This window comes from Steroidobacter sp. (genome assembly GCF_016790065.1).
In the GTDB taxonomy this organism is placed as follows: Bacteria; Pseudomonadota; Gammaproteobacteria; order Steroidobacterales; family Steroidobacteraceae; genus Steroidobacter.
On sequence record NZ_JAEUPY010000328.1, the window covers coordinates 1 to 17,013 of the forward strand.

Below are 17,013 nucleotides of genomic sequence, written 5' to 3' on the forward strand. Positions count from 1 at the left end.
GACGTACAACTGATCGAGCGGCACGACGGACATCAAGCGCGTGCCAGGCTGCACGAACTGCCCGACCGTCACGGTCTTATTACCGATACGGCCAGCGACCGCGGCATTGAGAGTCGTGGATTGCAAATCGACTTCGGCCGCACCGAGTTGAGCGCGCGTGCCTTCGCGCTGAGCCAAGGCTTGTCGAACCTGAGTCTCCAGCGATTCGATGCGTCGTTCAGAAACCTGTAACGCGGCGGCCATCGAGTCGGCGTCGCTGGACGATTGCACTGCCAGGTTGCGCAACTGTTCCAGTTTTTCTTGAGCCTCGGCGCCGGACGCGGCCAGGGGTTCGTAACGTTTCACTTCATTGGCATCGTGAGCCGCTTTGGCGCGTGCAGCCGTCAGCTTGGCCCGGCTTTGGGCGATGGTTGCGTGTTGCTCGCGAATGGTGGCTCGAACGTTGGCAGCGTTGGCTTCTGCAACTTCGATCTGAGCGCGAATCTGTTCGGTCTGTGCTCGATAGTCGCGGGGGTCGATGCGTACCAGCGGTTGCCCGGCAGTGACGTCTTCGTTGTTGCCGATCAAGACTTCGGCGACATAGCCGGGGATTTTCGGCGATACCACCACCGAGTCGGCGCGAATGTAGGCGTCGTTCGTGTCCTGAAAGTAACGGCCACTGGTTTGGTGATAGCCGAACCAAACGGCAATGGCGGCGACCACCACGGCGCCGCTCGCCACCAGCACAGTTCGGATCCTGGGATTCGGGGCGCTCTCGGGAGAGTTCATCGTCACGTCACGGCCGGATTTAAGTGAGACTTAAAGTATCACTTTCGCCGCCGCGCGCCGAGGGCCGCCGTGAGTTAGCTAGAACTCTTGAGACCGGCCGCAGCCACGGTAAGCGCCCAGGTGCGTTTTGCCAGCGCTTTGGGGTTCTTGGCCCGGCGCACGGCGCGGGAGCTGAGCAGCGAGCTCAATAACAAGATATCGGGCAGCCGCAGATCGGGGCGACACAAACCGGCGGCCACGGCTTTGCGCAGCGGACGTGAAAAAATGTTTAGGTAACGAGTGACGACGGCTTGTAACGCCGGCCCGCGCAAATCCATGGCCTGCCAATATTCCACCAGCGGGCCGTTCGCCAGGATGTGCTCGGAGCAGTACTGCAACAACTTCAGCAGCGCATCGGGATCGTCACGCAGCGACTGCGCTCGGGTTTCGAATTGATCCAAGGATCGATCCAGCAAGGCATCCAGCAGGGCCTGCCGATCCGGGAAGTTACGGAACAATGTGGCGCGACCGACGCCGGCGCGGGTCGCGATCAGGTCCAGCGGCGCGCTCGTGCCTTGTGCCAGGAACAGCTCGCGAGCGGCATCCAGCAGCAACTCGCGGTTGTTCGAAGCATCGGCGCGCGACTTCTTCGGCGGCGGCGTGGTGCCGCCGGCTTTGGACACTTTAGGCATGGCGCCATTCTATGCGCTGGCGCCAGCCGCTGGCGTTAGAACACGCTCCAACGAACCTGGATGCCGGCGACTTGGTTGTCGTAACGGCGATTGACCCGGTTACTGTCGCGGTCGCTGCCGCGATAGCTCAGCTCAAAAGCCAGCTGCTCGCGCGGCTTGTAAGTGAAGGTGAACAAACCGGTCAGCACTTCGTCGTTACGCTGGCCGTTCACCAACTCCAGGTCGCGGGTGTTCAGATATTCCTGCTCTTCGTACGAAGCGGTCAGCGTGAAGATCAATTTCTCGGTCGGGCTCCAGCTGGGCGCGATGCTGTAGCCGTCGGACACGAAGTAGTCAGACTCGACGTCGGTGTAAGCCTTCAACTCGCTCCATGCCGAGAACAGCGTCGAGAACTTCTCGCGCGGCTTCCAATCGATTTCAGCGCGCCAGGTGTCGCCCGAGTAGCGGCCTTCGGGATTGGCAGGGCGCTCACGTTCGACGTAACCGGCGGTCACGCGAAACTGGGTGCGCACCGTGGCTGTGTAAGTGAAGCGAGCCAACGCGGCGTTCTCTTCGTAGTTGCTCTCAGCGACGCTGGCGCCCGGAGCGACGATGGCGTTGGGAAACTTCGCCTCCATATAACGATACTCGACGCCGAACGAATGAAACGACGGCGTGGCGTAGTCGATGCTGACGCGGCCGAGGTTGGTCTCCATGTTTTCAATTTCGCGGCTGGCGAGCCCGTGCTCGGTTTCGATCCGACCGCCGCCGGCGCTGATCGACCAGCGCGGGCCGAGTTCATAACGCACCATGGCGTTGTAGTTGACCATCTCGATCAAGTCTTTGTCGGTGCCGAGAGTGTTGGCGAAGTCGGCCAACGTGCGGTTGTACGAGCCGCCCAACCGGCCGGACAGTGCGGCGAGCAGACGGAAATCGAACTGTGCCGAGGCGTCGCCGCCCACATAGTCCAGATAGTCGTTGTCCTGGTAACGCACGTCATAGGCGCGACCTCGGAGCTTCAACGTCTGCTGACCCATATGGAAGTCGTTGCCGAGGCCGAGGGTGATGCGATTGACATAGTCCTCACGGAACACTTCACGCGCCGTCGGATCGGGCGTGGTGTCGGTGGACTCAGCGTCGCGGAACACGTTGTCGTCGTACAGGAACTGTTCGGAGAGCCACAGATGTTCCTCTTTCTTGTCATTGGGCTGCGCCGCCAGCGCGGCATTGCAAAGCACTGTGCCAACCGCCGCCAGCAACAATGGATTACGACGAAGTGTGTTCGCCTTCGCAGTCATGGTTCCCCTCCTCAAGCTCGTTTCATGAACAGGCGCAGGACGTCGCGATCCGCCGGCATCAGATGGATGCGTGTCAGCGCCAGGAATATCAAGCCGCCCGCGGCGCTCAGGCTCAGCAGGCGGACCAGCGGCGGCATATTCAATGCCACCAGCTCGATGTCGGCAAAATGCAATAGCACGGCCATCAGCAGTGCTTTGACAATCGCAGGCAGGATCGCGCCCAACAAACGCGGCACGGTCTGCTGCATCAGATTGAGCAACACACCCAGCGACACCACAGAGTTGATGACCGTGACCACGAAGTAGGCGGCGGCGACTCCCATCAAGCCCCAGTGCACGCCGCAGACAAAGCCTGTGACGTGCAAGATGCTGCTGAACACGCCCAAGCGGAACAACACGTCGGTGCGGCCCAACGCCTGGTACACCACGCCGCCGGCACTCACCAACGATTGAATGAAGCCGACGGGCGCCAGCCACATGATCAACGCGGCCACCGTGCCCCACGAATCGCCGAGCGCGACATCGACGAACGGTTCGCGCAGTACGAACAAGCCGGCCATCATGGGCGCGGTGAAAAACGAAATGACCGAGAGCAGTCGCAATTGCATCGCGCCCAGTTCCTGGGGCGAGTGCTGGTGACGGCTCATCATCGGAAACAACGCGCGCGTCGCCACGAACGTCAGATTCTGTAGCGGGAACAGCATCACGCGATAGGCCAGCGAATACGGGCCGAGCGCGGTGGGACCCAGCATGCGACCGATGATCATGGTGTCGGCATTGCGAGCGAAATAATTCACGACGTTGAAAGCGAACAAATTACCGCTGTAGCCCCACAGGCCTTTGGCGTGCTCGGTGCTCCAGCCCCATTTGATCTTGGTGTCCGAGGCGATCCAGAACTGGGCCGCCGACAACACCGCCACCGTCAATGTCTGTAGCACCAAGCTGTAAGCGCCGGCGCCGTGATAAGCAGCGACCACCGCGACCGTGAATCCCGTCAGCAGCGCGATGATCTCGATGCGCGCTACGGTTGCAAACTTGGAGCCTCGTTCCAGCAATGCCTGATGCACGGTCGAGCCGCTCAGGAACGGAAACGACAGCGCACTCAACTGAACCAGCGGGGCGAGCGCAGGTTCCTTGAAGATGCCGGCCATCGGATACGACAGCGCCAGCAGGATCGCGGCCAGTCCCAAACCGATGAAACAATTGGTCCAATGTGCCGTTTGCACGGTCTGGTCATCGAGCACGTCGCGCTGAATGATGGCCGAGGCCGTGCCCATGTCCCGCAGCAACAGCGCGAAATTGTTGATCGCGAACACGATGGCGACCAAGCCGAAATCGGCAGGCGTCAGCAGTCGTGACAGGACCAACAGGCCCAACAACTGCACGCTGATACGCGTGACCTGGATCATCCCGACCCAGCGCACATTCCGAACTGCCGACATCAACGCTCCTGCCTGCTTGCGGCAGCGGGGCCGCCGGCGACGAGGTCGGCCGCGGCTGAAGAAATTGGGGAGGCGCCGCGTGGCGCCAGTACTCGTTCGAATTTCGGTCGCAGCCAACGGCCCACGACTCGATAGTGACGTTCGAACGTCACGTATAGCAGGTATGCGCAGCCATGAGCCGCGATCACTGCAATGGCAATGTGCAGCCAAGAATGTTCGGTGCGCACCTGTTCCAGTACCAGAATTAAGACAGTGTTGTGGATCAGATACAAACTGTAGCTATATGACGCCAGGAAGTTTACCGACCCGCGTAACACGCCGGGCACGCTCTTCACACCCATCAACAATCCCAGCAGGCCGAACATGACCAGCGCAATCAGAGTCGCGGTCTGGAAGTCATAAGGATGGAAGCCGATCTTGCCGGCCCGTCCGATCAGCGCGACGGTGCCGAAGAGCGCGATCACCGTGCTCACCGAACGAATGTTGGGATAGCCGTTGGCTCGCCACACATGAAACAAATAACCGGCGATGGCGCCGAGCAGCCAGATCAAGGTCAAGGATTTGCCGCCACCGGCCGCCGCGTTCCAGATTAGCACCGGCAGCGCAATTGCCAGCAGCGCGCCGCCTAGCCAGCGGTCGATGCGTTCGCGCTTCAGTACGCAGAAAACAAACCAGCCCATGGCGACGTAGATCCACATTTCGATGGCCACGGTCCAGAACGGTTCAGCGGAGTTATAGGCGCGAATGCGCCATGGGAAATCGATGCCGGCGAACTCCAGGCCCTGAAACACGGCGTGATCCTGCAGCAGCAGGAAGTTGCCGATGAACTGCAGTACGCCGGTGTTGCTGCCGCCCTGGCTATGGTTGGTGGCGATGAACAGGTTGGCGAGTGCGATCAGGACCAAGGCCGGCACATACGGCGTCATGATGCGAGCGACGCGGTCGGCGAAGAAGCCAGCGAAGCGCGGCTCTGGCTTGTTCAACCAGTTCAGCATGGACTGCATGATCAGGAAGCCGGACAACAGGAAGAACAGCGCGACGCCCAGATTGCCAAGGCTGTACGGATCGCTCATGCCGAGGTACAGAGCGATCACGTGCGCCGCGATGACCAGGTTGGCGCCGGTCGCGCGTAGCGCGTCCAGATATGCCGACGCCATTTCGCTCATGGCGTGACCGTCAGCGACTTTGCCGTTGGCTATGCTCATGATCACAACACTCCTGCACGTTGCATGGCTGGCTGCAACACTTCCTTCCAGCGAGTGCGGCCGTCAGCGGAGAGATGTAATTGATCTTCGTTGAAGTAGCGGAGTTCTGGCGTTCCGTGAGCCGTGACAGTGGCTTCATACAGGTCGATCAGCGTCACGCCTTTGCTGTCTTTGGCGAGCTGACGCAAACCTTGGTTGAGCTGGCGCCGCTGCGCTTCGTCCACCGGTGCTTTGGGATTGGCGCTCGGTGGTACCGTGCACAGGAACACCGGCACCTGGGCCTGTTCCTTATCTTTCAGCGCCAGCATGGCGCGAACGTTGGCCAGCGTGTCGTTGGCCGGCTGGCGTGCGGTCAGATCGTTGATGCCGATCAGCAGCACGATGGCTTTCGGGTGCAGATCCAGCACGTCTTCCTGGAAGCGAAACAACAAGCCGCGGCTCACATCGCCGCCGATGCCGCGATTGGCGACCAGCGTGCCTTTGAAGTCCGCGCCGAGAGTTTTCCAGTTACCGGTGAGCGAGTCGCCGGCGAACACGATGGCGCCTTGTTTTTTGGCGCGCTCGGTCCAGAAATAGTCGCGGTTCTGGGTCATCCAACCGAACGTGCGCACTACGCCTTTGCCCGGCCAATCCTCAGCCTTGGCGGGGTAGGGGGTCGGCGCGGATTGCGCCGCCGAGTCCGACGCACCGATCGCAAGAGTGCTCGCAAACACAACGAACGTGCTCGCGAGTGTTGCGATGAGCGTCGTGCGTCTCACGATCTCGCTCCCAAGCGAGCACGCAGCGCGCCGTAGTTGCGCATGCCGAGGCTGTGTTTGAGCAGCAAGCTCACCGCATTCGGCGGTGGCAGCGCGCCAGAGAACACAGACAAAGCCAATCGCCACGACCAGCGCAGCGTACCCATCGCGCCGGGCGCCGGCCCGACACTGCGAATCTCGAGGCCGAGCTTCTGTGCCGTCGTGAGTCGCGGATGAGCATTCAAAAACGTTTGCATGATGGCCGGGTCCGGATTGGAGCTGACGCGCTTCGGGTTACCGACATTGCGCCATTCCACCAGCGGCTGTTGGCAAAACACCGCGCCAACGCCGGCTTCGCCGAGTGTGAGCACGAAGTCGAGGTCTTGGAAACGGCGCAGCCGTTCGTTGAACCGACACTTGGTGAGCAAATGTCTCGGCACCAGCAAGGTGCTGGTCTGCATGATGTTGCCGGCTTTGAGCATGTAGTCGGCGAGGCCTTCGCCGGGCAGCGGTGCACGCTTGGGCAGCACGTGCTTCTCGTCGTACTCGTTGACCTGCTCGACGGCGGTGAAACAAAACGACTCGCGCGTCTGCGTGCGTAACAAGGCCATCTGATTGGCCAGCTTGTTCGGCGCCCACAGATCGTCGGCATCGAGGAACGCGACCACGTCGCTGGTCGAATGATCGATGCCACGATTGCGAGCGGCGCCGCCGCCGCCGTTCTTCGGGCTGCGCACCACCAGCAAGTCCGGGCCGGCGACGGCTTCGGCCTGTTGAACGGTGTCGTCCTTGGAAACGTCGTCGACCACCACGATCTGGCTCGGACGCAAGGTCTGCGCACGGGCGGTGGCAATGGCCTGTTGAATGGTACTTCCGGCGTTGTACGCGGGAATCACGACCGACACGGTTTTGAGAGCGTTGTAGTTCATACGATTCACGCAGCCAGATGCTGTTGCATGGCTGGATAGGTCAGCGACGTTGCGAACGTGCCGCCACTGAGCTGTGCCACTTCGTAAGGACGATCCTTGCGTGGGCCGGCCAGATGAATGACGGACAGCGGGCGATGCGGTGCCGTGGGTTCGCACAGTAGTTTCTTTTCAGCGTTCCACACCGGCGTGCTCAAGTGCGGCAGCCAGTTGAAACGTGCCGGCAGGAACGCAGTCGGCAGCCGTTCGAGATGGATGGCCGCGAACAACGCGTGCTGATCCATGTTTACTTTGCCGGTGCGCTCCAGCGCCTTGGTGTAGTAGCGCTGCCATTGTTGCCAATGCGGGGCCGTGTCTTTCAAGCACAGCACGCCGATGTTGATGCTGGTGGCAAACGAGCAGCGCAGGCCGTCGAGCACGCCGAACGACGTGACCATATTGCCGGCCCACCACTTCCAGTCGGTGAAGGTCTTGCGATAACCCGGGCCGTTCTCGGTGACCACAGCGGCGCCACGTTGACGCGCACCGTCGGCATAGGCCGCGACGAATTCGGGCGTTTGCATCCAGGCGTCGGCATCGAACCACAAATACACTTCGTAGCCGGTGAAGTAGTCGCGTAAGGCAGTGCGAGCCACCAAGCCAATGTTACGTAGCAGTCGCGACTCTTGCGGCACAGGCAGCGTCCACTGCGGCTGCACGATCTTGCAACCGAATGCGCTGAGTTGCGCATGTTGCTCATCGGTCAAGCCCTGATCGATGATGCCCATGTCGAGCGCTCTGGTTTCAGGATGCGCGCGCAGGGAGTTGATCGCCGCAAGGATCCAGGGAAAGAAATGGGCGTCACCGCCGGTGATGATGATTTCCCTGCTCAAGCGCAAGCTCCTATTGCCAGTCGCGGTCCAGATCGTGAAGATGGCCGCGAATCATTCGCGAGGTGGAGATGAGTATTACGGTTCTGGCGGCCGCGGCGGCTGCGACCTGCACGGCATTGCTGGGACCACCCATCGACCCGGCGCGGCCCTACAAACAAGCTGGCAACTTCGAGCTGGTCAAGGATTACAGCTTCGGCCGCAAGCGTCCGGACGCCACAATCGACACGCGCGCCAAGCTCGATCAAGAATTTTTCTACCGCTACATTTACGAGAACGGCAAGCTCGACGGTCTGAAGACTTACTTCTCGTACCATCGCGACTATCCCGACGGCGACGCGCGCTCGTTGCATGTGTTCGACGATTGCACGCTTACATTGAAGGGACGCATTCCTCCGGGCGGCGGTTTGAAACCGCGCGGCCTGGAGTCGGGCATGCTGCGAGGGAAAGTGCCGGTGACCGACGGCATGTTCGTCGAGATGCGAGCCAGGCTGCCGACTGGAATCGGCGCGTGGCCGGCGTTCTGGCTGAATCCGGGCGTGCAGTATCCCGACGGCAAATTTTCCGAGCTGCCGTGGCCGCCGGAAATCGACATCTTCGAGTTCTTCAATTGGCAGGGGCGTCCGCAAACACGCGTCATGACCGGCTACATACAAACGCACGGCAAGCCCGAACGTTACGGCAACCCGCATGACCTGTGGACCAAGTTCAAGAAGAACGAATACGTGCCCGGCTTCGATTTCTCGGCCGACTTTCACGTGTTCTCGCTCGACTGGGTCAAGGACAAACCCATCTGGTTGCTGGACGGCGAGCCCATCAAGCAAACCTATTACGAATGGAGCAAGCCGGTGCCGGCGCACATTCTGGTCACCAATCAGCTGGGCATGATTCTCAAAGGTGTGGACGTGTCGGCCATGAAGGCCGACGAGTCGCATTGGAATTACACCATCGACTACATCCGCGTGTGGCGGCGGAAACCTTGAGAGAGTGAGCGGCGGCACGGCGACTCACGACCCGCTGACGGGAGTTCGTGACGAACGCAGCTGCTGTTTCAGCCAGCCTTTGGCCCGTCCCAGTGGGTAATGCAGCTTCCACAGCGCGCTCTTGGCGGTCGCTGCGAGATGCGAGGCGCCCGGCATGACCATGGTCATGTCGCCGATACACAGCACCGGTTTGCCCGAGCCGGTGGCGATCTCTCGAGACTGGCCGGGGTCGCTCTCATAAAACATCGAGGCGTTGGTATCGCGATACACCTTGATCTTGTGCGAGCAATGCGCCCCCAACCGAATGCGTTCTTCACGGTTGGGCAAGTCGACCAGGTGCAACTGACCGTAGGAAATATTGTGGGCTGCCAGCCATTGCTCGGTCAGACCGCGATATTTCTCCAAGCGAGCCGATACGATGTGGCCGATCTTCAGCGTCGGTCGGAACAGCGGTCGCGCGTTGGCCAGAAACTTTTCGTAACGCGGGCCATCGTCGTTGTCATAGGCTGTCGGGTCCACGCACAGCACGCCATCCATGTCGAAGCAGGCGCTTTCCACACAGGCGTGGTGGAAGGCATTCCATTCGAACAGGCGAGGTTGCGGCAGAGTGATGAAAGAAACATTCACGCTGCTCTTGTGCGACGGCGCGACGATGGCGGCGCACGTGGTGATTCGGCCGGCGTAGCCCGATTCCTGGATGCGCGCCAAGGCTTTTTGCATCGAGCCGCCAGTGGCGATGCTGTCGTCTACGAGCAGGATGTGTTGGGCCTGACGGAGCGACTCGAGCGTGATACCCAGCTTGCGAGTGTGTCCGTGGCTGATGTTGCCATCGGCGATGAAGTTGTCGATGTCGCAGACCAGACGATTCAGGAACAGGCCGATCTGATAGGCCGGCACCATGCCACTGCGCGGGATGCCGACGATCAAATCTACATCTGCCGGAATAGCATACAGTTGCGCCCGGATGGCGGTCGAAAGCTGGGCGAAGGAAACATAACCGAACATCAGGCGCTCCTAACTCAGGCGCTCGCGGCGGCGGCCGGGGCCGACGAGCGTGCTGGTGAATTCGCACGCGCCTTCTGCAATTCGACGATGCGTTGCTGCAATTGCAGCCCGCGGTCTTCCCATCGATACAAGCTGCGCGCCTGTTCGAACGCCGAGGTCTGGAGCCGGTTCAAGTGCTCCAGGCGGTCGATGTTGGCGATGATGGCGGCCGTCAGCTGTTCGAAATCGTTACCGGTGATCATGTCCTCGCGCAGCCGAGTCGGCAGGCCAGCCGCTGCTGCATCTACCGTCGCGACCGGGACGCGACCGAAGATGTAGTCCAGGAACTTGAGTTTGAAGCCACCGCCGATCAATTCCGGAACGATGGCGATACGCGCCTGTGCCAGGAAGGGCGCCAGGTCGGTGACGAAGCCTTCGAAGCGCGTGGCGCGGCTCGAGGCGACCAATGTTTCTTTCAGATCGGCCGGAACGTCGCCGGCGACCACCAGTTCGATGCCTTGCGCGGCGAACTTGGCATCGGCATGTTCGACGAAGCGGGCCAGGTTCTCGCGCTTCACCACCCACGTGAACGAGCCGACGATTACGGCACGGCGTGGCACCGATGCGTCGATGGTTCGTTCGGGCGCGACCGAGCCGTCGTAACCGGGCGTCAAGGTGAGTGTCTGATCGTCGTTGCGATGAGCACGCAATGCTTGCTCGTCTTCGATGGTGATGGCGGACACCAGATCCACCTCACGCAGCAACTGACGTTCCAGGCCGCGCACCTTGTAATAGTTCTGCCACAGCGCCAGTCGCTTCGGCAGGCCGGCTTCGGCTTGCTTGGCCATGGCTCGCCACAACACCTCTTCGTGGTTGTGAGAAACATGCACCAGGATGGTGTTGGCACCGAGCTTGGAGGCGCGATAGATCTTGCAGCGTTCCAGTGCCCAGCCGGCACCGTAACTATCGAACACGATCGCGTCCCAAGGTTCGCGCAGCTGCGCTTCCAACAACGCACGATAAGCGGTCGTCGAGTCGACAGCGGCAGTCAGCGGGAAGCGGTTCAACAACGCGACGGCAGTGCTACGGCGTGCGCCGGGCACCGACACCCATTCCATGTTGGCGCGCTGCTTGGGCGTCGCTTCAGTGCTACCGAAGCCAAGCACGCGCACGAACGCGCCCGCTTGAGCCAGCGCTTCGGAAAGTTTTGCCGAGTACACCTTCAACCCCTCGTTCATGGGGTAGGGCACATGGCGGCTGATCCACAAACATCTCATTCGGCGACCTTGCGCAACGACGCCACCGGCGTCCAGGTTTGAAACGATTCGCCGCGCACTGATTTCCACACACCCAGGCCGGCGCCGGCCATGCTGGTGACGATGTCGACGATTTGGGAGAACGGCTTGATCGCGTAACGGGTGCCGAGAATGCCACCGACGATGACGGCGGCGATCAACACACCTGCGGCCCACGCGTAACCGGCGACGGCCAGCGCCGCGACCAGGAAGATTCCGCTGAGCACCAGAAAGTAGATGCACAGCCAGCGCAGCAGCTTGTGCGAGACATACTTGTAGACGGTCAGGAAGTTCATCTTGCGCAGATGCGGCCAGATCAAGCGATGCACGTTGAACGCCTGGCAGGCGATGCGCGACTTGCGGCCGAACTCATCGGAGGCGTTGCTGGCCGACTCTTCGTAAGCGCGGGCATCCTTGGACTGGATGATGCGATAGCCCTGGATCAACACCCAGAACGACACGAACATGTCGTCGATGATGTTGTCCGGCGGCGTCTTGTGGAGCGAGCGGCGTACCGCGAACAACGAGCCGTCGGCACCCATCACCGAGCCGGTTTCCTGTTCCAGCCGCTTGATGCCTTCTTCCAGCCGCCAGTACAGCGAACCGGTGGAAGCAGTCACCGAGGCGCCGCCGTTGGTATAGATCAAGTTGCCGCACACACAGCCGATCTCGGGGTCTGCGAACGACGCGCGCAGCTTCTCGAGCACTTCCATGTCCAACATCACGTTGGCGTCGGTGAACAGGATCACGTCACCGGTGGCACGGCTGGCCAGCAAGTTCATGCCATAGGTTTTGCCATGGCGGTCCGGCGACACGTGGAAGCTGATGTGTGGCGCATAGGCGCGCAACCGCTTGGCGGTTTGATCGCTGGCTGCGTCGACGTAAATCAGAATTTCCAGGCCGGGCTCGCGTTGCTTGAGGGCCAACAGGTTCTGCAGCTTCTCGCGAATCACGCCTTCTTCGTTATAGGCGCACATACAGATTGTGAAATCGAGGTGCGGCCTGCGGGCCGGCAGCGGTTGCGGTTGATGCGGCCACCACTTCTTGAGCAGCTTCAGCGACAGCGGATAGGTGATGAACGGATGCTGGGCCAAAGCCAAGCAGATGGCCGCCAGTGCCAGCAGGATGAGTTCGAGTAGCATGATCGTTCCTTAGGCTCGCGCGGCCCGCGTCGGCTGGAGCGGCACAGGGGCGGTGACGGTCTGCACCTTCCGTGTCGAAGTGAGCACCAGCAGGCCCAATGCCAGGCCGTGCGAGAACGGCACGTACATGCCGTTGAGCAAAAAAGTCAGGCCGATGGCGACGCTCAGCATGCGTGGCAGCGGCGAGGCGAACAGGCAGCTCGCGATGAAGACGAAGTAGGTGAAGGCGCCGACCAGCCCGAACTCGAAAATCATCTTGGTCATGGGCATGTCGGCCACTTCGATGTCGAACAGGTGCACGTAGTCCATGAAGGCACCGGCACCGTAACCGAACAGAGCGCGCTCCAGGTTCGGCCACAGCATCTGTTCGAACATGTAGAAGCCGCCGACGAAGCGCGCGAAGCCGCTGGAGTTGGGATCGTCGAACTCGCCGGCACGATTGGTCAGGAAGTTCAGGTTCAGCGCTTCGCCGAACACGAAAATCACCACGATGCCGAGAATGCCCAGCGCCAGCAAATCCCAACGGCGATGAATGAACACCACGAACGGCATGCACAGCGCCAGGATCAGGATGCCGGTACCGGCGTGCGCCATCAGGATGCCGACGGTGTATAGACCGAGCGGCCACAGCCGGCGCGAGGTCACCGACTCGGCGACGATGGCCACGGCCAGGAACTGGGTCAGGAACGACGGCTCCAGCATGAACACGCCGGTGGCGCGGATCTGGGTGGAGCCGTAGTTGATGGTGCCTTGAGCGTTGAAGCCTTGCACCACGAACTCTTGCGGGATCAAGTTATCGATCGGGTACAGCAGCGCGTTGTCGATGAAGCCTTGCAGGAAGTATTGGGCCACTGCCAACACCGCCAGCATGCGCGCGATGTATAAGAAAAAAGTCAGCACCTTGGGCGCGAGCTCGGCGCCACGCACCAGCACCAGCACATAGGGAATGTGCAGCAGTGCCAGCATGTACAGCGAGTTCATCGAAAACGTGCCGGCCTGTAACAGCTGCGGCAGGATCAGCACCGCCAAGGTGATGCAATAGAAGCTGAGCCGCTTCGGATCGATGCGCACGCTGTCGTTGAGCATGCCGAAGCCGAGCGCCAGCATCAGCAAGGGCAAGGCGATGCCGATGCCTAGACTGGCGTAACCGGGAATACCGAATTTGGACAGGAGGCTGGCGCACAGGATCGGCGTGCACAGCACGAGGAGAGGCACGAAGTCGCGTTGCTGTTGCGTTCGCGGCGCGGCGCTGACGCCGCCAAGTCCAGCGATTGCCGTGGTCTCAACCACTGATCACAGTGCCCAGCACGTGGGTCAGGTTCGGATCGAGCTGCGACTTCATGCGCGCAATGTCGATCAGACGTGTGCTGTCCCTGCGTGTGCCGAGCAAGCAGCCGCGAGCGCGAGCCGCGATGATTTGACCGTCGGCGTATTCCAGCAGCGGCGGCGTGTCGATGATGATCACGTCGTAGCGGCCGGACATTTCATCCAGCAGTTGTGCGAACGGCAGGCGGCTCAACAGCTCCTGCGGATTCGGCGGCGGCGTGCCGGCGGTCAACACATTCAAACAATCGAACTGTGCGATCTTGCGTAGCGCCTTGTCGGTGCGGCACGCGCCTTTGATCAGGTCGGTGAGACCGTCGCACTCGCCCAGGCCGAACAAATGATGTTGCACCGGGTTGCGCAGGTTGGCGTCGATCAGCAGCGTGCGTTCGCCGAGTTGAGCGAACACGACCGCGAGGTTTGCGGCCAACGTGCTGCAACCTTCGCCACTGCGTGCCGAGCAAACCGCGAGTGTGCAGTCATGCTCGCCCATCCAGCGCATCAACAATTGGCTACGCAGGGTTCGCAGGCCTTCGGCATAGGCGCCGAACGGTTCGTAAGCAGCGGCCAGGGTCGGCGACAGCGCGGACTCGCCGATGCGAGCAATCGGATAAGTGAACTGCTGAGCCAGCGCCTGGCGCAGCTCGCTTTCGGTGATGATCTTGAGGGCCACGGCCACTTTGCCGAACGGCTCGCCGCGATCCAGGTGCACGGCCAGGATCTTTTGCAGGTCGGCTTCGGAGATCGCGCCCATGTTGAGCAGGATCTCGCCGATCCGGATGCGTGGTCGCGTGACCCGGGGCAGGCGGGCTCGGGTTTCGACAGCGGCGTCCATAACGGGCGTCCTCAAGGATCCGATCTCAATTCGCCGGGGCAACGTTGGGCTGCAGTTTCAACGCACGCTGCACCTCGCGCCGGCGATGACGACGCGCGGCGGCAGGCAGCGGCGGCAATTCCGCCAGCACGGGCAAGTCGATGAAGTCCGCCAGGTCCTCGGCCGAACGCAAGCGGCGATTACAGACTTCCAGGGTCAGGATCAGGCCGATGGCCAGCGCCACGCCGGCGAACAAGCCGACCGCCATATTCAGCAGAATCTTGGGCGAATCCGGGAACAGCGGCGGCGTGGCCTGATTCAGGATGGCGACGTTGGTACGGTCGACGCGGCTTTCCAGCTTGGTCTGGTTGGCCTGCTGCAAGGCTGCGTCATAAGCCGTGCGGGAGCTTTCGACGTCGCGATTCAACACCGCCAGCTCGTCCTGTTGGCGCTTCAACGCGATGATGCGGTCCTTCTGTTCTTCCATCGCCTTCTGCACGTCGCCGACCTGGCGGCGGGCTTGGGCGGCGCTTTGGACCAGCGAGCCACGCGTCACGCCGATTTCGACGTTGAGCTTGGACTTGAGCGAGGCCACTTCGGCGCTGGAAGCGATGTACTGCGGATGATTCACGCCGTAACGCTCGCTGACTTCGGCGAGCTTGGATTCGGCGCGGGCCAGCTCAGCCTTCAAGCTCTGGATGGTCGGGTTCTTCATCAGATCGGGCAGCGAGTCGAGCTGCTCGCTGGACGTGATCTGCTGGGTCCGCGAGTTGGCGTCGAACATCTGCGCCTGCACGGCCACCAGCTGATTGGAGATTTCCTGCAGGCGGGCGTTTTCCACGTCCATGCGAGCGGCGTCGACGCCGAGCACGCCATGGTCGGACTGATACTTGGACAAGCGGCTCTGGGAGGAGACCAACTCCTCGCGCAGCTGGGCGACCTGCTGCTCGAACCAGGTCACTTGGCGGCGGGCCGGATCGACTTGCAGTTCCAGGCTGGTCTGGATGTAGGCCTCGGCAAAGGCATTGGCCATCTGCGCCGAGCGGTACGGATCGGAGCTGCTGTAGCCGATGCGGATGATGTTGCTGCTACGGGCGGTCTTCGCGTCCACGTTCCGGAGCAGGTTCTCGACCAGCCACGAGTTCAGGTCGGTATCGGCGCCGCTGTCGCGGAACGCTTCGACGATTTCGGGGCTGGTATCCAGGCCCAGCTTCTGGATCACCTTCAGCGCCACGTTCCGGCTGCGGATGATCTCGGTCTGGGTGGCCAGATAGGTGGGCACCAGGGCCGGCGCCAGCGCCTGCTCTTTCATCGGGTCGTTGCCGTTCAGGGCCACTACCATGGCGAGCTCGGCCACGTACTTCTTCGGGGACAGCAGGCTGATGACGGCCACGCCGGTCAACACGACCAGCACGATTGCCGTGAACAGCAGCGCGCGTCCACGCAGAACTCTCAACATCTGAGCGAGGCCCATCATAGTGCTTCGTTCCCGAATAATTCCTAAAGAGTCGAACCCATCGCCACCGCCCGCCGGGCGGACCGGTCAGGCTCTACTTCTAGAACAGGCCTTCCTTGACCATCAACACGTCGTCGGCCTGCAACAGGTCGGAGCCCTTGGCCGAGTAGTGCTGTTCCTTGCCGTCCTTGTCCTTGCGCTTGATTACCACGCGCCGCTCGGAACCCCGAGTGGTCAGACCGCCGCCGGCCGAAATTGCTCGCGAAACCGTCATGCCGCGCTCGAGCTTGTACATGCCGGGCTTCTGCACCTCGCCGTACACATAGAACTGCGGAGCCTTGGGCACGTACACCGTGTCGCCGCCGCCGACCACGTGGTTCTGGGTGGGGTCGCCACCGAACAACGCGCTCAAATCGATCGCTGCCTTGCTGCCGTCCTTGCGCATCAGGGTGGCCACGTCGGCGGCCTCGCTGTTGACTGGGCCGCCGGCTTCGGCGAGCACGTCCAATACGCGGCTGCTCGATTGCAGGGAGTACTGGCCCGGCTTGGTGACGTGACCCATCACCGACACCTTCTGGCTGCGGTACTCCATCACCAGCACCGACACCTGCGCCTGCTTCAAGTAGCCGCCGTCGGTGAAGGCACTGACCAGCTGTGCTTCGACCTGCGCCGGGGACTTGCCGGCCACCGGCACCTGCCCGATCAGCGGATAGGTGATGTTGCCCGACTCGCTGACCCGCACCTCACCGGACAGTTCCGGCGAGCCGAATACGCCGATTCGCAATAGATCGCCCGGTCCCAAGCGATAGTCCGAATCCGCCGCCAGCGCCCAGCTGCTCAGCATCGAGCAGATCGTCAGCAGCACCGCACTCAGCGTCGAGACATAACGGCGCGCCATCGGACTAATAAGCATGTCTGTCGTTCCAAACCACCATAGCTGTCTTAAGGATAATCATCAGGTCGAGCGTCAGCGACCAGTGCTGGAGGTATTCCAGATCGTGTTCGATGCGAGCCCGCATCGAGCCGATGTCGTCGCCGCCCCGGAAGCCGTTGACCTGCGCCCAGCCGGTAATGCCCGGCTTTACCTTATGTCTAAGCATGTAGCCGGGGATCAGTCGCCG

Annotated in this window: 17 protein-coding genes; 1 reads left to right on the forward strand and 16 read right to left on the reverse strand. The window is 61.6% G+C overall.

The genetic code is table 11. The features are described from left to right. The 8 genes from JNL55_RS13655 to JNL55_RS13690 form a co-directional block, all read right to left on the reverse strand. Positions 1–768: HlyD family secretion protein (locus JNL55_RS13655; RefSeq protein ID WP_293853843.1), on the reverse strand; the 768-nt coding region annotated here is incomplete at its 3' end. A 74-nt stretch (positions 769–842) separates the two neighbouring features. Beyond that, positions 843–1,439, reverse strand: a complete 597-nt coding sequence (locus JNL55_RS13660; RefSeq protein ID WP_293853846.1) for a TetR/AcrR family transcriptional regulator — start codon at positions 1,437–1,439, stop codon at positions 843–845. 35 nt (positions 1,440–1,474) lie between these two features. Continuing rightward, entirely contained in the window at positions 1,475–2,716 is a 1,242-nt protein-coding gene (locus JNL55_RS13665) for an outer membrane beta-barrel protein (protein WP_293853848.1), read from the reverse strand. 11 nt (positions 2,717–2,727) lie between these two features. Beyond that, the gene (locus tag JNL55_RS13670) at positions 2,728–4,158 is read right to left on the reverse strand and encodes a lipopolysaccharide biosynthesis protein (protein ID WP_293853851.1); all 1,431 of its coding nucleotides are present in this window, start codon (positions 4,156–4,158) and stop codon (positions 2,728–2,730) included. After that, positions 4,158–5,363: an acyltransferase family protein gene (locus JNL55_RS13675; RefSeq protein ID WP_293853853.1), complete on the reverse strand. Its 1,206-nt coding sequence runs from the start codon at positions 5,361–5,363 to the stop codon at positions 4,158–4,160. The genes JNL55_RS13670 and JNL55_RS13675 overlap by 1 nt, the downstream gene beginning before the upstream one ends. A gap of 2 nt (positions 5,364–5,365) precedes the next feature. Then, on the reverse strand, positions 5,366–6,121 hold the full coding sequence (locus tag JNL55_RS13680; protein ID WP_293853856.1) for a GDSL-type esterase/lipase family protein: 756 nt from the start codon (positions 6,119–6,121) through the stop codon (positions 5,366–5,368). Beyond that, positions 6,118–7,029 (reverse strand): glycosyltransferase family 2 protein, encoded by a 912-nt coding sequence (locus JNL55_RS13685; RefSeq protein ID WP_293853859.1) that lies wholly within the window; start codon positions 7,027–7,029, stop codon positions 6,118–6,120. Before JNL55_RS13685 ends, JNL55_RS13680 begins: the two co-directional genes overlap by 4 nt. A 5-nt stretch (positions 7,030–7,034) precedes the next feature. Continuing rightward, positions 7,035–7,898, reverse strand: coding sequence for a hypothetical protein (locus JNL55_RS13690; RefSeq protein ID WP_293853862.1), 864 nt, complete (start codon positions 7,896–7,898; stop codon positions 7,035–7,037). A 68-nt stretch (positions 7,899–7,966) separates the two neighbouring features. Between JNL55_RS13690 and JNL55_RS13695 the strand changes: the two genes are divergently transcribed. Further along, positions 7,967–8,878, forward strand: a complete 912-nt coding sequence (locus JNL55_RS13695; protein WP_293853864.1) for a family 16 glycosylhydrolase — start codon at positions 7,967–7,969, stop codon at positions 8,876–8,878. A 24-nt stretch (positions 8,879–8,902) separates the two neighbouring features. Here JNL55_RS13695 and JNL55_RS13700 read toward each other — a convergent pair whose 3' ends face one another. From JNL55_RS13700 to JNL55_RS13735, 8 genes are all read right to left on the reverse strand, one after another. Then, positions 8,903–9,883, reverse strand: coding sequence for a phosphoribosyltransferase family protein (locus JNL55_RS13700; protein WP_293853866.1), 981 nt, complete (start codon positions 9,881–9,883; stop codon positions 8,903–8,905). A gap of 14 nt (positions 9,884–9,897) precedes the next feature. Continuing rightward, positions 9,898–11,139, reverse strand: coding sequence for a glycosyltransferase (locus tag JNL55_RS13705; protein ID WP_293853868.1), 1,242 nt, complete (start codon positions 11,137–11,139; stop codon positions 9,898–9,900). Next, positions 11,136–12,299 (reverse strand): glycosyltransferase, encoded by a 1,164-nt coding sequence (locus JNL55_RS13710; protein WP_293853871.1) that lies wholly within the window; start codon positions 12,297–12,299, stop codon positions 11,136–11,138. The genes JNL55_RS13705 and JNL55_RS13710 overlap by 4 nt, the downstream gene beginning before the upstream one ends. Positions 12,300–12,308: 9 nt before the next feature. Further along, positions 12,309–13,514, reverse strand: a complete 1,206-nt coding sequence (locus tag JNL55_RS13715) for a hypothetical protein (RefSeq protein WP_293853873.1) — start codon at positions 13,512–13,514, stop codon at positions 12,309–12,311. Between the two features lie 67 nt (positions 13,515–13,581). Beyond that, positions 13,582–14,457: a polysaccharide biosynthesis tyrosine autokinase gene (locus JNL55_RS13720; RefSeq protein WP_293853875.1), complete on the reverse strand. Its 876-nt coding sequence runs from the start codon at positions 14,455–14,457 to the stop codon at positions 13,582–13,584. A gap of 25 nt (positions 14,458–14,482) precedes the next feature. Then, positions 14,483–15,913 (reverse strand): chain length determinant protein EpsF, encoded by a 1,431-nt coding sequence (gene epsF, locus JNL55_RS13725; RefSeq protein WP_293853878.1) that lies wholly within the window; start codon positions 15,911–15,913, stop codon positions 14,483–14,485. A gap of 79 nt (positions 15,914–15,992) precedes the next feature. Next, positions 15,993–16,805: a polysaccharide export protein EpsE gene (epsE, locus tag JNL55_RS13730; protein WP_293853880.1), complete on the reverse strand. Its 813-nt coding sequence runs from the start codon at positions 16,803–16,805 to the stop codon at positions 15,993–15,995. Beyond that, on the reverse strand, positions 16,795–17,013 hold a 219-nt coding region (locus JNL55_RS13735), incomplete at its 5' end, for a sugar transferase (RefSeq protein WP_293853883.1). The genes JNL55_RS13735 and epsE, both read right to left, overlap by 11 nt.

What these genes read in the sequence shown, in the direction of transcription:
- JNL55_RS13660 (WP_293853846.1), bottom strand. Translation starts at nt 1,439, where the DNA reads ATGCCTAAAGTGTCCAAAGCCGGCGGCACCACGCCGCCGCCGAAGAAG.
- JNL55_RS13665 (WP_293853848.1), bottom strand. Translation starts at nt 2,716, where the DNA reads ATGACTGCGAAGGCGAACACACTTCGTCGTAATCCATTGTTGCTGGCG.
- JNL55_RS13670 (WP_293853851.1), bottom strand. Translation starts at nt 4,158, where the DNA reads ATGTCGGCAGTTCGGAATGTGCGCTGGGTCGGGATGATCCAGGTCACG.
- JNL55_RS13675 (WP_293853853.1), bottom strand. Translation starts at nt 5,363, where the DNA reads ATGAGCATAGCCAACGGCAAAGTCGCTGACGGTCACGCCATGAGCGAA.
- JNL55_RS13685 (WP_293853859.1), bottom strand. Translation starts at nt 7,029, where the DNA reads ATGAACTACAACGCTCTCAAAACCGTGTCGGTCGTGATTCCCGCGTAC.
- JNL55_RS13695 (WP_293853864.1), top strand. Translation starts at nt 7,967, where the DNA reads ATGAGTATTACGGTTCTGGCGGCCGCGGCGGCTGCGACCTGCACGGCA.
- JNL55_RS13700 (WP_293853866.1), bottom strand. Translation starts at nt 9,883, where the DNA reads ATGTTCGGTTATGTTTCCTTCGCCCAGCTTTCGACCGCCATCCGGGCG.
- JNL55_RS13705 (WP_293853868.1), bottom strand. Translation starts at nt 11,139, where the DNA reads ATGAGATGTTTGTGGATCAGCCGCCATGTGCCCTACCCCATGAACGAG.
- JNL55_RS13710 (WP_293853871.1), bottom strand. Translation starts at nt 12,299, where the DNA reads ATGCTACTCGAACTCATCCTGCTGGCACTGGCGGCCATCTGCTTGGCT.
- JNL55_RS13720 (WP_293853875.1), bottom strand. Translation starts at nt 14,457, where the DNA reads ATGGACGCCGCTGTCGAAACCCGAGCCCGCCTGCCCCGGGTCACGCGA.
- epsF (WP_293853878.1), bottom strand. Translation starts at nt 15,913, where the DNA reads ATGATGGGCCTCGCTCAGATGTTGAGAGTTCTGCGTGGACGCGCGCTG.
- epsE (WP_293853880.1), bottom strand. Translation starts at nt 16,805, where the DNA reads ATGCTTATTAGTCCGATGGCGCGCCGTTATGTCTCGACGCTGAGTGCG.